The 14,006-nt window shown below is 73.2% G+C and carries 10 protein-coding genes; 2 read left to right on the forward strand and 8 right to left on the reverse strand.

The window, feature by feature from the left end:
* Positions 1-173: 173 nt before the first annotated feature.
* On the reverse strand, positions 174-2,210 hold the full coding sequence (locus tag IE294_RS38825) for an endo-beta-N-acetylglucosaminidase (RefSeq protein WP_189894096.1): 2,037 nt from the start codon (positions 2,208-2,210) through the stop codon (positions 174-176).
* 176 nt (positions 2,211-2,386) lie between these two features.
* On the opposite strand from IE294_RS38825, the gene IE294_RS38830 reads away from it, so the two are divergent.
* A complete protein-coding gene (locus IE294_RS38830; RefSeq protein ID WP_189894097.1) occupies positions 2,387-3,760 on the forward strand; it encodes an amidase in 1,374 nt (457 codons plus the stop codon).
* 146 nt (positions 3,761-3,906) lie between these two features.
* Here the strand turns inward: IE294_RS38830 and IE294_RS38835 are convergent, their stop codons facing one another.
* A complete protein-coding gene (locus IE294_RS38835) occupies positions 3,907-4,080 on the reverse strand; it encodes a hypothetical protein (RefSeq protein ID WP_189894098.1) in 174 nt (57 codons plus the stop codon).
* A 453-nt stretch (positions 4,081-4,533) separates the two neighbouring features.
* Here IE294_RS38835 and IE294_RS38840 point away from each other — a divergent pair, with 453 nt between their 5' ends.
* On the forward strand, positions 4,534-4,929 hold the full coding sequence (locus tag IE294_RS38840; RefSeq protein WP_189894099.1) for a hypothetical protein: 396 nt from the start codon (positions 4,534-4,536) through the stop codon (positions 4,927-4,929).
* Between the two features lie 60 nt (positions 4,930-4,989).
* On the opposite strand, the gene IE294_RS38845 is transcribed toward IE294_RS38840, so the two are convergent.
* The 6 genes from IE294_RS38845 to IE294_RS38870 all read right to left on the reverse strand — a co-directional run bounded on the left by IE294_RS38845 (position 4,990) and on the right by IE294_RS38870 (position 13,876).
* Complete coding sequence (locus IE294_RS38845; protein ID WP_189894100.1) at positions 4,990-6,507, reverse strand: SDR family NAD(P)-dependent oxidoreductase; 1,518 nt, start codon at positions 6,505-6,507, stop codon at positions 4,990-4,992.
* Between the two features lie 202 nt (positions 6,508-6,709).
* Positions 6,710-8,041: a wax ester/triacylglycerol synthase family O-acyltransferase gene (locus IE294_RS38850; RefSeq protein ID WP_189894101.1), complete on the reverse strand. Its 1,332-nt coding sequence runs from the start codon at positions 8,039-8,041 to the stop codon at positions 6,710-6,712.
* A 147-nt stretch (positions 8,042-8,188) separates the two neighbouring features.
* Positions 8,189-10,510, reverse strand: coding sequence for a GH92 family glycosyl hydrolase (locus IE294_RS38855; protein ID WP_189894102.1), 2,322 nt, complete (start codon positions 10,508-10,510; stop codon positions 8,189-8,191).
* A 126-nt stretch (positions 10,511-10,636) separates the two neighbouring features.
* Positions 10,637-11,857, reverse strand: a complete 1,221-nt coding sequence (gene glgC, locus IE294_RS38860) for a glucose-1-phosphate adenylyltransferase (RefSeq protein WP_189894103.1) — start codon at positions 11,855-11,857, stop codon at positions 10,637-10,639.
* A 50-nt stretch (positions 11,858-11,907) separates the two neighbouring features.
* The gene (gene glgA / locus IE294_RS38865; RefSeq protein WP_189894104.1) at positions 11,908-13,059 is read right to left on the reverse strand and encodes a glycogen synthase; all 1,152 of its coding nucleotides are present in this window, start codon (positions 13,057-13,059) and stop codon (positions 11,908-11,910) included.
* A 40-nt stretch (positions 13,060-13,099) separates the two neighbouring features.
* On the reverse strand, positions 13,100-13,876 hold the full coding sequence (locus IE294_RS38870; RefSeq protein WP_189894105.1) for a (2Fe-2S)-binding protein: 777 nt from the start codon (positions 13,874-13,876) through the stop codon (positions 13,100-13,102).
* Between the last annotated feature and the right edge of the window lie 130 nt (positions 13,877-14,006).

Genomic DNA, 14,006 nt, shown 5'->3' on the forward strand with positions numbered 1-14,006 from the left:
ATCCCCACGTCCCACAGGACGTGATCATCAACGAACAAGATCCACTTTCGCAACAGACCCTAGCCCGCCCGTCGGCCAGGGGTGTTCGTTGACGGCCCCGCTGGTGGCGTCGTGGCCTTGGGCGGAGTCCTGACGACCCCGACGCCACTCCCCGCGGTTCCGGGTTCGGGCGCCTACCAGGGGTGGGTCACGGTCACCGCGGCCGAGGCGTTGTACAGCTCCCCCACCGCGCGCAGTTCGAACCGTGCGGCCGTCTCCCCTTGTTCGGGCCGCTGGCCGGCGACGAAGTAGGCGAGCTGGCCGGTGGCGCCGAGGAAGCGGCGGGTGCCGTCGGGGAGGAGGCGGTGCAGGGTGTAGTGGCGGACAGCGCCGGGGGCGGCGGTCCAGGCGAGGCGGAGGTCGCCGCCGTTCGCCGCGGTGACGCGGGCGCCGGAGGGGGCGGCGGGTGCGGTGACGCTGTCGCGTACGGCCAGGCCGCCCAGCCGCCAGCGGACCGGTCCCTCGGTCGCGGTGAGCCGTACGCCGAGCGCGCGGACGGTGCCGGCAAGACCTGTGAGCGGTACGGTCACGGTCTGCCAGCCGTTGACCGACCGAACCCGTACTCCGTTGTTGACCGAGTTCACAGCCAGATATGTGTACGGCGGTGTCGCCCCCGGCGCGCTCGGTTCGGCCGTCGCCACCGCCAGCTCGACGTTCACCTCCCCGGACTCGCCGCGGAAGGTCAGCTCGACAACCGTGTTCACACCGATCGGCAGCCGGGTCGCGTACAGGTCCACCACCGCTGGTTGATCCAGTTCACCGGCGACCAGCACACTGCTCCCGCCCCGCCAGGCGTCGGTGAAGTCGAAGGACACGGCCGGCCGCTCCCCCGCCGTGCGGACCGCCCACCGCCGCGACGGCAACCGGTCCTGGAGCCCGAGGTGGTTCCAGGGGGCCTCCGAGGTGACGGCCCCCTCCTCGTACCACCGCAGTCCGTGCCCGGTGTTGAACACGCTCGCGAACGGCACCGAGGTCACCGTCGACCGGTCCGCCACGGACACCGCCGGCGCCCGCCACGGATCGCTCGCGTCGGGCCGCGACGGGTCCAGCGACCGCCCGGTCCAGAACCGGTCGTCGGCCGCGTGGAAGTCCTCGGGGGCGCGCTGGTCGGCGGGCAGGTGGTTGCGGGTCCACTCGGGCCGGTAGAAGCCGATCGAGGTGACGTGCGGCTTGCCGGTCGGCACGATCGCGTCCCAGTTCACGGACGTACCGGACCCGTTCGACTCGACGTCGACGCCCGCCCACAACTCGTAGCGGCTGCGCCCCAGTCCGTCCGCCTGCGTGCCGGAGGCGGCGAGCGTGGCCGCGCTCCACCTGAAGTCCACGAACATGTCGTCGGCGGACTGGAAGAACGCCTGGTTCTGGCTGTTCAGGGCGCCCTGCCAGCTGACCGTGCCGTTCACGGTCATCGCGTCGTACCAGGTCACCCGCTGCCCCTTGGCCGCCGCGAGCGACTTCAGCTCCTTGAGGAAGCCCAGCATGGCCGTGCCCAGCGCGGTGTTGCCGCCGCTGGTCTCGGCGTTGACGAACCAGCCGTCGAAGCCGTACGCCGCCGCGACCGCGACGAGTTGCGCGGCGAGCGGGTAGTGACCGGTGGCGTCCTTCTGGACCAGGTCCCGGGTCCACTGGAGTTGTCCGCCGTAGGCCACCGGGGGCAGGAAGACGTTCCCGAGGACGGGGACGCCGTGCCGGTGGGCCGCGTCCACGATGGGGGCGTTCGGCGCGAGGATCAGGCCCTCGCCGGCCGAGCCGCCCCAGAACACCAGCTCGTCGATGTACGCCCAGTGGGTCAGGGCGTAGTAGTCGGCGGTGGCCGAGCCCTGGGAGGGGTTGGCGGAGGTCGGTCCGAAGGAGACGAGGGCCTGGACGCGGGCCTGTCCGGAGCGGGCGGTGGTGTTGGCCGGGGTCGGGGTGAAGCGGGCGGCGAGCGGTATGGAGGCGGCGTTGAACGCGAGGTCGGGGTCGTCGGCGGCGCGCCAGCTCTTCAGGCTGCGCCAGGTGATGCCGGGGCCGGGGCTGCCGGCGGGCAGCGAGTCCGGGTACCAGTAGGAGGCGTACGGCGGGGTCGCCGCGGCGGCTCGCGGGGCCGCCTGCGCGGACAGCACGGGCAGCGCGGGGGTCAGGGCGGCGGCACCGGCGGCGATCAGGACCGTGCGTCTGGTGGGGTTCACGAGCGGAGGCCTCCATGAGGGACGGAACGTACCTGTGTGACGACTGCGCCGTGACATCGTTGTCGGGATCTTCGGTGGAAGTCAATGACGGTGCACGGCCTCTCGACGTGCGACCGCGTGAGCGGGCACAGTTCTCCCTGCCCGCCTTCCGTACCCATGAGTAACGAGGAGTGCCCGTGAGCAGCTGGGCCGGCCGGAGTGCCACCGAGATCGCCGCCGCCGTCCGCGAGAAGCGGGTGACGCCGAGGGAGGTGGTGGCCGGGCACCTCGCGCGGATCGAGCGGCTCGACGGCCGGATCGGGGCGTTCCGCACGGTCCGGGCGGAGGCGGCGCTCGCCGAGGCCGACGAGCTGGCGTCCCGCGCCGGTCTGACCGGACTGCCGCTCGCGGGCGTGCCGTTGGCGGTGAAGGACAATCTCGCGGTGCGCGGCGAGTCGTGCCGCAACGGCTCCGCCGCCACCCCGGACGTCCCGGCCGCCGAGGACCATGTGACGGTGGCCCGGCTGCGGGCGGCGGGCGCGATCGTCGTCGGGCTGACGAACGTGCCCGAGCTGTGCGTCTTCGGCACCACGGAGGGCCCGTACGGCATCGCCCGCAACCCCTGGGACCCCTCCCGCACGGCGGGCGGCTCCTCCGGGGGCAGCGCGGCGGCGGTGGCCGCGGGGCTCGTGCCCCTCGCGCTGGGCAACGACGGGATGGGCTCGCTGCGCATCCCGGCCGCGAACTGCGGTCTGGTCACGCTGAAGCCGGGGCACGGGGTGGTGCCGGCGGGGATCGGTGACGGCGACTGGTTCGGCATGTCGGAGAACGGCCCGCTGGCCACGACGGTCGAGGACCTGCGACTGATGCTGGGGGTCCTCGCGGACACGGAGTTCGAACGGCCGCGGGACGGGACGCGCCTGAAGATCGCCGTCGGCCTGCGCAGTCCGCTCGCGGGGGTCAGCGTGAGCAGGCCGTATACGACCGCGGTCCGGCAGGCGGCCGGGGCGCTGGCCCGGGCTGGGCACCAGGTGCGGCGGGCCGAGCCGCCGTATCCGCTCTCCCTCGGCGTGACCGCGCTCCAGCACTGGACGGCGGGTACGGCGGTGGACGCCCAGGGCCTGGACCGGGCGCGGCTGGCCCGCCGGACCCGGGTGCACGCGGCCGTGGGCAGCCGGTTCGTCCGGCAGGTCCGCACCGGCGCGGCGCGCGAGCGGCTGCGCGCCCGGCTGACGCCGTTCTTCACCGAGTACGACGTGCTGCTCACCCCGGCCCTCGCCCGCCGTTCCCCGCAGGCCGGGCCGTGGCACGAGCGCGGCTGGCTGCGCAACGTGCTGGCCGACACGGCGTATTCGCCCTTCACCCCGCCGTGGAACCTGACGGGCTGGCCGGCGATGTCCGTGCCGGCCGGCGGTCTGCCCTCGGGCGCCCCCTGTGCCGTTCAACTGGTGGGCCGGCCGGGCACGGAGGCCGTGCTGCTGGAACTGGCGCGGGAGTTGGAGGAGCTGAGTCCGTGGCGGCGGACGGCACCGGTGGCGGAGCCGGGCGAGGGGCCGGCGCCCGGCAGGTGATGCGCGGTGGCCGGACCGGCGGCCGGCGTCAAAGGTGCGGGGGGCCGGATCGGCGGGCGGTGTTCGGGCCGCGGCTTCTGTGATCCGCGTGGGCGTGCGTCTGTCACGCCCACGCGGGCGGCGATCGCGACGGGACCGACCCGGGGTCAGTCCACGCTCGGCAGGATGTGGGGCTCGGCGAGGTCGTCCTCGTAACCCGCGAGGCGGATCGGGGCGGACCTGGCCCACACGTCGAGGCTGCCGATTTCTCCGGGCCGGCGGCCCGGGCGCTCCGTGTGTTCCTTGGGGCGCTGCTCGCGATTCGTCTTCTCCGGTGTCACCGCGCACTCCTTATGTGTCGGGTCACCCTCGGGGCGTACCGGACAGTCTGCGCTCCGGTGCTCGACGCCCGCTCGGGTCTGGATGGAAGGCCAGTTCGGACGCGGTGGCGCCGGTTCCTCTGTCAGAGCAGGCCGTTGTCCGCCGGCTCGCCCCAGGACGGACGGTGGGTGTGGGTGGAACCCCGGTGCTGGTGTCCGTCGGCTCCAGATTAACCAAATGAGCGGGCATCCGCTCGATAGGGAGTGCAAACAAGCTGTAACGGATATGCTTCCTGCGGCTCCTCAATACCCCCTAATATGGGGCCTTTTGTAACAGGCCGCTCACTCGGACGACGCGGCGAATCACCCGTGTGGCCTACAGGGGCGAACACCTCTTCAAGTGCTGTTGGTCCGGCGGCAAGCTCGTCATGGTGTGCTGACGCGGCAACGGCTGTCTCGCGGAAGGGCTGACGCATGGAGCTGCGCAGTGTCGAGGAGCTGATGGATCTGCTGCACGCCGGCCGGCCCCAGCACGCGCTGCGGACCGCGGCGCTGCTGCGCCGCGGCCGTCCCGCCGACAAGGAACTCCAGGTGGCCGGGCTGGTGCTGGGCATCGGGCCGGTGCTCTGCCCGGGGGACGAGGCGGCCCGGGCGCGCAGCGCGGCCGAGGCGGTGCGCGCCCTGCTCGGGGAGCGGGTGTTCCGGCTGGTCCGCGGGGACGCGGACCCGGCGGACGACGATGCGCTGCGGCTGCGCCAGGCCGGCGAGGAGAGCCGCACGGCCGGCCTCGACGCGGGTGTGCTGGAGGACTGGCGCACGGTGCTGGAACTGGTGGCGGCCCGCCACGCGCGACTCGGCGCGGTCGACTGAGGACACGGCGGCGGCCGTGGCCCGCGCGCGGGTGTCATGCGCGGCGGCTGCGCCCGTCGTCTACCACTTGCCGGGCGCGTAGTCCTTCAGGAACACGCCGTACAGGTCCTCGCCCGCCTCGCCGCGCACGACCGGGTCGTAGACGCGGGCGGCGCCGTCCACCAGGTCGAGCGGTGCGTGGAAGCCCGCCTCGGCGAGGCGCAGCTTGTCGTAGTGGGGGCGCTCGTCGGTGATCCAGCCGGTGTCCACCGAGGTCATGAGGATGCGGTCGGTCTCGAACATCTCGTGGCCGCTGGTCCGCGTCACCATGTTCATGGCGGCCTTGGCGGCGTTGGTGTTCGGGTGGCCCGCGCCCTTGTAGCCCCGGCTGAAGACACCCTCCATGGCCGAGACGTTCACGACGTACGCCCGTCCGCTCGCCGCCTTCCTGGCGGCCTCGGCCATGGCCGGGCGGAGCTTGCTGATCAGGATGAACGGCGCCGTGTAGTTGCACAGCTGGGTCTCCAGCAGCTCCACCGGGGAGATCTGCTCGATCGACTGCACCCAGGTGTTGGACTCCACGACGTCGGGGAGCAGGCCGCCCGCGTCGATGGCGGTGCCGTCGAGGTGCCGGGCGACACTGGCGTTGCCCGCGACCAGGGCGAGGTCGGCGACCTTCTGCGCGTCGAGGCCGCTGGTGCCGACGGGCAGCGCGGCCAGGCCGTCGACCGCGCCGGAGTTGAAGGCGCCGATGACGTGGTGGGCGGGAAGTTCCCCGGCGGGCAGCGGGGCGCTCTCGCCCTCGACCAGGGCGGCGTAGGCCGAGGGCAGGCGGCGCACGGTCTGCGTGGCGTTGTTGATCAGGATGTCCAGCGGGCCGGCCTCGGCGACCTGATCGGCCAGCGCGACGACCTGGCCGGGGTCGCGCAGGTCGATGCCGACGACCTCCAGGCGGTGGATCCACTCCGCCGAGTCCTCCATCGCCTTGAAGCGGCGGATGGCGTCCTTGGGGAAGCGCGTGGTGATGGTGGTGTGCGCGCCGTCACGGAGCAGGCGCAGCGCGATGTACATGCCGATCTTGGCCCGGCCGCCGGTGAGCAGGGCGCGCTTGCCGGTGAGGTCGGCGCGGGCGTCCCGCTTGGCGCGGTTCTCGGCGGCGCACTTCTGGCACAGCTGGTGGTAGAAGTAGTCGACCTCCACGTAGCGCTGCTTGCAGATGTAGCAGGAGCGCGGGCGCTGGAGTATGCCCGCGATCCGGCCGGGCTCGACCTTCGAGGAGGGCAGGATGCCCTCGGTCTCGTCGTCGATGCGCTCGGCGGAGCCGGTGGCGGTGGCCTCGGTGACGGAGCGGTCGTGCGCGGTCTTGGCGGCCCGGCGCTCCTGGCGGCGGCGCTGCTTCACCGTCCGGTAGATGTGCGAGGTGGCACGGCGGACCGCGATGGCGTCGGGGTGGTCGACGTCGATCCGGTCCAGTTCCTCCAGCACGCTCAGGCAGACGGCCAGCCGCTCCGGGTCGATACCGGGCCCGTGGACCACCTCGTCCATGGCGGCGTCCGTGGGCACGTCCATCGCCGCCGAGCCGTCGTCTGTCACCGTCATCGCGCTGCCGCTTCCCTGATCACCCGCGCGGCGCTCCGACTCGCGCCCGCTTTCGAACAGCGAATTTTACGGAGCCCGGCCCGACGCACCAAACCGCTGCCCGGACGGGTGGGTACCGCACCCGGCCGGCCGCACGGCCCCGCACCCGCGACTGGTGCCTGCGGGGACCCGTGCCGGGGCCGAGGGGTGCCGTGCCCGGTGCTCAGCCGTCGCAGACGGTCAGCAGCGTTTCCACCTCCGCCGACACCGCGTGGGCGAACCGGTCCAGGTCCGGCACGGCCGCCGCGTCGGCGACCAGCCCGTAGTGCACGCGCCCGCGATACGTCGAGATCGCGACCGCCAGCGCCTGGCCGGGCGCGAGCGGCGCCAGCGGGTACACCTCGGTCAGCTCGTGGCCGCCGAGCCGGAGCCCGAACCCGGGCAGCGGCACGCTGGTGACCAGGATGTCGAACCACAGCCGGGCCGCCTGGCCGACCAGCGGCCCGCCCAGCCGGTGCCCGAACGCCGGCACGTGGTCGGCGAGCAGCGCGACCGCGCCGGCCCCCCGGTTGGGACCCGCGTCCTTGTTGCGGATCATCGCGGTCCGCACCGTCTCCAGACGGCCGAGCGGGTCGGGCTCGTCGACCGGAAGCCGTATCAGGTACCCGGAGAGCCGGTTGCCCTGCGGCTGGGCGGTGTGCGGACGGCGCCGGGAGACGGGGATCAGGGCGCGGGGCGCCACGTTCTCGCTGCCGTCGCCCCGCTCGTCCAGCCAGCGGCGCAGCGCGCCGGCGACGACGGCGATGAGGACGTCGTTCACGGTGCCGCCGGCGTTCTTGCGCACCCGGTGCACGTCGTCGATGTCGAGGACGATCCCGGCGGTACGGCGGGTGCCGCTGGGCGCGCAGGTCAGCGCGGCGCACGGCCGCATGCCGAGGGTGGACCGGGCGAGCGAGGCGCCGATGTCCAGGGCCCGGCCCACGTCGGACAGCGCGTCCCGGAACAGCCCGGGCATCCGCGCGGGCAGCCGGCGCACGTCGGACAGCAGGCCGCGCGGCGGCTCGGTCGCGCGGGGCGCGCGCTCGGGCAGGTCGACGGGGTCCAGGACGCCGGCGGCGAGCTTCAGCGCGCGCAGCCCGTCGGCGAGGGCGTGGTGGAACTTGAAGAGCACGGCGAAGGACACCCCGTCCTCGCCCGGCAGCACATGTGCCTCCCACGGCGGCCGGCCGCGTTCCAGCGGGCGCTCCATCAGCCGCCCGGCGTCCGCGTGGAAGTCGTCGGTCGGGGCGTGCAGCCGTACGTGGTTCAGGGGGTCGAAGTCCGGGTCGGTCTCGCGGGCGGCGCCGCCGAAGGCGAGCGGCTGCCACAGGTCGCGGATGCGCATGCGCAGGCCGGGTACGGCGGCGGCCCGGGCGGCGAGCAGGTCGGCGGCGTGGGCCCCGGCGGTGGGCGAGTGCGCGGAGAAGACGCCGAGCGCCCCGAGGTGCATCGGGTGCCGGTCGGACTCCATGTTCCAGAAGGCCAGGTCGAGTGGAGCGAGCAGGTCGGAAGTCAAGGGCTTGCCTCACGCGTCGACAAGGGGTGGATCAGCAGTCAATCCCTGCTGGGCGATTACGGTCAAGTACGATCAGGCTACGCACAGTTAAGGCCAGGTTAAGTCCCGCCACCGGTGCGAGCGGCGGGACGCAGGCGACGTCTGAGGTCATTTCAGGACGGGCGGCGCCGCTTCGGGTGACGTACCCCACTCCGACGGGCGCGGGCCGACCGTGAAGGCGAGGGAGCGCAGGGAGCGCAGCGCGCCGGTCGTCAGATAGGTCCGGCCGTGCGGCCTGCCGTCCGTGTGCACGGCCTGGACGTAGCGGTCGGCGGCCGAGGTGCCGGGCGCGGTCACCGTCAGCCGGCCGGCGGGCCAGTAGTGGCGGTCCAGGGTGAGGTCGACGCGGTCGAAGACCGGGGTGGTCAGGCCCCAGGTGTCGTAGCCGGGCTGGACCGGGAAGAGGCCGATGGACGACAGGACGTTCCAGGCGGACATGGTGCCGAGGTCGTCGTTGCCGGTCATGCCGGTGGGGCTGTCGGTGAACAGGGTGAGCGCCGCGTGCACCACGTCCGTGGTCTTCCAGGGCTGGCCGGTGGAGAGGTAGGTGTAGGGCGCGATGAGGTCCGGCTCGTTCATCGGGTTGTAGACGGCGGCGTTGTAGTAGGCGTACGGGTCGCCGTGCACCCACACCTCGCGGGCGGTCCCCTCCGGGTCCGCGAGCAGCCGGTCGTAGGCGAAGAAGGCGTCCAGCCGGGCGTTGGCCGCGCGCGTGCCGCCGATCAGCCCGACCATGCCCGGGACGTCCTGCGGCACGAGCCACTGGTACTGCCAGGCCGTGCCCTCGTGGAAGCCGGTGCCGCGGGCCGGGTCGGGCGAGCCGGTGAAGGCGCCGGAGGCGTCACGGGCGCGGAAGAAGCCGGTGCCCGGGTCGAAGACGTTGCGGTAGTTGCGCGAGCGGGCGGCCCAGCGGGCGGCGTCGTCCTCGTGGCCGAGACCGCGGGCCATCTGGGCGAGCATCGCGTCGGCGAGCGCGTACTCCAGGGTGACGGAGGCGCCGTGGTGGTAGTCCGAGTCGCCCATCTTGGCGTACGGCCGGTCCTTGACGTAGGGCGCGAAACCCTCGGCGATGTACTCGGTGTTGGCCTCCCGGCCGATGCCCGGGTGCTCGGCGGGCGGCACGCCGTCGGCGTTCTTCTTCAGCGCGCGGTAGGCCCGCTCCTCGAACCCCTTCAGGAGCCCCATCCGGTAGGCGGTGGTCAGGAACGGGGTGACCGGGTCGCCGCTCATGATGTTCGTCTCGACCGGCCCGTAGCCCCACTTGGGCAGCCACCCCCCGTCCTCGTCGACCGCGACCACCGACCGGGCCATGTCCCGTGCCTCGCGCGGGGCGAGCAGCGCGAGCAGCTGGGCCTGGGTGCGGTAGGTGTCCCACAGCGACCAGTTCTGGTAGTAGGTGAAGCCGCGGGCGCGATGGGTCCGGCGGTCCCAGCCGAAGTAGCGGCCGTCGGCGTCGCTGCCGACGTTGGGCGCGAGCTGGGAGCGGTACAGCGAGGAATAGAAGGTCCGGCGCAGTGTGGGCGTGCCGCCGCGCACCCGGACGGCGGCGAGCCGGCGCTCCCACTCCTCGCGGGCCCGGTGGCGTACGGCGTCGAAGGCCTGGCCGCCCTCGGCGCGCAGATTGCCGGCGGCGCCGCGTGAGTCGACGTACGACAGGGCGGTGGTCGCCTCGACCGTGCGGTCCCGGGTGGTGTCGAAGCGGACGTAGGCGCCGCCGGATCCGCTGCGGGCGCCCGGGGTGACGGTCCCGCCGTCCCAGGTGCCGTAGGCGGTGAAGGGCCGGCTGAAGCGGGTGATCGTGTAGACCGTGTAGGGGCCGGTGTCCCGGCAGAAGCCGTGGCCGGTGATCTCGGTGCGCACGGTGCGGTCGTCCAGGATCCGCACCGCGCTGCTCACCGCCTTGTGCAGCGACTGGGCCGCGTTCAGCAGGACGTTGGCCTTGCCGGTGGCCGGGAAGGTGTAGCGCTGCACGCCGGTGCGGGCGGTCGCGGTGAGTTCGGCGCGGATGCCGGAGGCGAGGCCGACCCGGTAGTAGCCGGGGCTCGCCTCCTCGTCGTCGTGCGAGAAGGCCGCCGCGTACTGGGCGTAGTCCGTCTGGGTGACGTCGCCCGTGGTGGGCAGCACGGGCAGGTCGCCGCCGATCCGGCAGCCGACGCCTGAGAGGTGGACCAGCGAGAACCCGCGGATACGGTTCTGCGCGTAGTCGTACCCGGTGCTGTGCCCGGTGTCCGGGGAGAGCTGCACCATGCCGAAGGGCACGGCAGCGCCGGGGAAGGTGTTGCCCTCGTCCTGGCTCCCGATGAACGGGTTGACCAGGTCGGTGAGGCGGCCGTCGGTCCGCTCGGCGGCGCGTGCGGCGGGGGTGGCGATCAGCGCGGACGCTGCCATCACCCCGGCCAGGCACAGCCGCGTGCGCCGGGTCCCTCTCATGTCGGATGACCTCCGCAGGTTGGACATCGTTGCCTGCATCCTGGACGGCCGACGGTGCAAACCTGGGCATTCCGAGAGGGTGATGTCGAACGCGTCGCGCCGTGGGGGCCGCTGACGCCCTGTCCGTCAGGGCACCCGCTGCCCCTTCCCCAACGCGATGACCCCGCCCTTGGACACGGTGTACAGCTCGGCGTCCCGCTCCGGGTTGACGCCGATCGTCGCGCCGGGCGGCACCTCGACGTTCTTGTCCAGCACGGCGCCGCGGACCACCGCGCCCCGGCCGATGTGGACGTTGTCGTGCAGGACCGAGCCCTGCACGACCGCCCCGGGGTCGACGCGCACGCCCGGGGAGAGCACCGACCGGGTGACCTGGCCGCGGATCAGGCAGCCCGCGCTGATGATGGACTCGCTCGCGATGCCGCCCGCGTTGAAGCGGGCCGGGGAGAGCTGGTAGGAGTGCGTGTAGATGGGCCACTGCCGGTTGTAGAGGTTGAACGCCGGGCGCTCGGCGATCAGGTCCATGTGCGCCTCGTAGTAGGCGTCCAGGGTGCCCACGTCCCGCCAGTAGCCCTGATCGCGGCTGGTCTCGCCGGGCACGTGGTTGTCACTGAAGTCGTACAGCTGCGCCGCGCCGCGCGCGGTCAGCTGGGGCAGGATCGAACCGCCCATGTCGTGCACGGACTGGCTGTCCTCGGCGTCCCGGTGCAGTGCCTCGACCAGGACCTTGGTGGTGAAGACGTAGTTGCCCATCGAGGCGAAGACCGTCTCCGGGTCGTCCGGCAGGCCCGGCGGGTCGGCGGGCTTCTCCAGGAAGCGCTCGACGGTACGGCCGTCCGAGCCCGGCGTGATCACCCCGAAGGAGGAGGACTGCGCGCGCGGCACCCGGATGCCGGCCACCGTCACCCCGGCGCCGCCCTCGATGTGCTGCGCGAGCATCTGCCGCGGGTCCATGCGGTACACGTGGTCGGCGCCGAACACGGCCACGTACTCCGGCTGTTCGTCGTGGACCAGGTTCAGCGACTGGAGGATGGCGTCGGCGCTGCCCAGGTACCAGCGCGGGCCGAGGCGCTGCTGGGCGGGGACCGGGGTGACGTAGTTGCCGAGCAGGCTGGACATCCGCCAGGTGGTGGTGATGTGCCGGTCCAGCGAGTGCGACTTGTACTGGGTCAGCACACAGATGCGCAGCACGTCGGCGTTGACGAGGTTGGACAGGACGAAGTCGACGAGCCGGTAGGTGCCGCCGAAGGTGACGGCTGGTTTGGCGCGGTCCGCGGTCAGCGGCATCAGGCGTTTGCCCTCGCCGCCGGCCAGCACGATCCCGAGTACGGAAGGCCCTCCACGACGCATGGCCGCTCCCCTCACCGTGGTTGAACCATGGTTGCCCCGAGCAGACCGGACTAAGCCTGCTTGAGGATCTCCTCGTACAGCCCCGCCGTGCGGCGGGCCACCGCGTCCCAGCCGAACTCCCCCACCGCGCGGGCCCGTCCGGCCTCGCCCATCCGCCGGGCCGCGTCCGGATCGCCGAGGACGGCGTCCAGCGCCCGGGCGAGCCCGGACTCGAAGCCGTCGTCCACGTCGACCAGGAGACCGGTACGGCCGTCGTCCACGACCTCGGGGATGCCGCCCACCCGGGACGCGACGACCGGCGTGCCGCAGGCCATCGCCTCCAGGTTGACGATGCCCAGCGGCTCGTACACCGACGGGCAGACGAACACCGTGGCGTGGGTGAGGAGTTGGATCACCTCCGTGCGCGGCAGCATCTGCGGGATCCAGAACACGCCCGCCCGCACCCCGCGCAGCTCCTCGAACAGCTCCCGGAACTCCCGGTCGATCTCGGGGGTGTCGGGCGCGCCCGCGCACAGCACGACCTGGGTGCCGGGCTCGATGTCCCGTACCGCGCGCAGCAGATGGGGCACGCCCTTCTGCCGGGTGATCCGGCCGACGAACAGGACGTACGGGCGGGCGGGGTCGATGCCGTGCCGGGTGAGCGCGTCGGTGCCGTGGTCGGGCCGGTACAGGCGCGTGTCGATGCCGTTGTGGACGACGTGGACGCGGGCCGGGTCGAGGGCCGGGTAGCAGGCGAGGATGTCGTCGCGCATGGCGCCGGAGACGGCGATCACCGCGTCGGCGGCCTCGATCGCGGTGCGCTCGGCCCAGCCCGAGAGCGCGTAGCCGCCGCCGAGTTGCTCGGCCTTCCAGGGGCGCAGCGGCTCCAGCGAGTGCGCGGTGACCACGTGCGGGATGCCGTACAGCAGCTTGGCGACATGGCCGGAGAGATTGGCGTACCAGGTGTGGGAGTGGACGAGTTCGCGGCCTTCGAGGGCGGCGGCCATGGCGAGGTCCACGGAGAAGGTGCGCAGCGCGTCGTTGGAGCCGTCGAGGACGGACCAGGGCCGGTGGCGTACGACGCCGACGCCGCGCCCCTCGCCCCAGCAGTGCACCTCCAGGTCCACCAGGGCGGTCAACTCGCGCGCGAGGAACTCCACATGGACACCGGCGCCGCCGTACACATCCGGGGGGTACTCCCGGGTCAGCAGTCCCACTCGCACCCGACAACCCCCTGGTCTCGGTGGCAGGTTCCCCTCATGGTCACCCAGATGCGGCGCCCGGGGAAGAGCGCGGGGTCGAGCACGGGGACGAGCGTGGCGCTCTGGTGAGGCAGCAGTCGCCGCAGAGCCCGCCGCCGGGCACCCGGTAGTACAGACAGCAGCTGCGGCGCCGGAACGCCGTGCCGGTGCGGGTGCCGGTGGCGCTCAGCAGGGGGTGGGCGAAGAGTTCACCGGTGAGCGCCCGGACGCGGGCCGCGACGTCGGTACGGCCGTGGGCGCGCGCCCAGCGGCTCAGTTCCCGGGCGGTCGCGGCGAGCGCGGAGCCCGCGTTGCCCCGCAGCAGGCCCGGCGCGACGCCGTAGCGGGCCCGCAGGACCGCCGTCAGGGGCTCCAGATGGCCGTGCAGCACGGTGCCGGCGAGCGTGGCCGCGTCCCCGGGCAGCGGGCGCAGCTCGGCGAGCCACAGATCGTCGGGGACGGCGGCACGGGCGTCCCAGTGCAGCAGGCGCGGGTCCAGGTCGGGCAGCCGGCCGTACAGGACGGCACAGCCGAGGGCCACCGACCACAGCCGGGCGGCCAGTCCCTGCTGGGCGAGGGAGGCGGCGACCCGTACCTCGCCGGTCCCGAGCCGGTCCCCGACGGTGGCGACGCGCAGCGTCAGAGGGTCGCGGCCGGTCTCCGTGGTCGCCCCCGCGTAGCCCTCCGCGAGGGTGGGCAGCCGTCGTGCCCCGGTGCCGTCGGCGGCTTCCGGGAGGGTGCGCAGGGGGAAGAAGCCGCCGAGGGCGCGCAGGGCTGAGAGAGCGGGGTCCAGGTCCACGACAGACACTCGTACCAGGCGCGGCGCGGGGGTGATCGGGCGGGTGTCCGCCCGCCCTCACCCGTCCAGGGGATGATCAGGCCGCTGGTGTACTCCATCGGCAGTAGGACGCATTGCGTGCTCAGGTACG

The sequence above is a fragment of the Streptomyces canarius genome, assembly GCF_014650735.1.
Lineage (GTDB): Bacteria > Actinomycetota > Actinomycetes > Streptomycetales > Streptomycetaceae > Streptomyces > Streptomyces olivaceoviridis.

Bases quoted from the DNA above. Each gene is read 5' to 3' on its own strand.
- IE294_RS38840 (WP_189894099.1), top strand. From the start codon at position 4,534: ATGGAGCTGCGCAGTGTCGAGGAGCTGATGGATCTGCTGCACGCCGGC.
- IE294_RS38845 (WP_189894100.1), bottom strand. From the start codon at position 6,507: ATGACGGTGACAGACGACGGCTCGGCGGCGATGGACGTGCCCACGGAC.
- IE294_RS38855 (WP_189894102.1), bottom strand. From the start codon at position 10,510: ATGAGAGGGACCCGGCGCACGCGGCTGTGCCTGGCCGGGGTGATGGCA.
- glgC (WP_189894103.1), bottom strand. From the start codon at position 11,857: ATGCGTCGTGGAGGGCCTTCCGTACTCGGGATCGTGCTGGCCGGCGGC.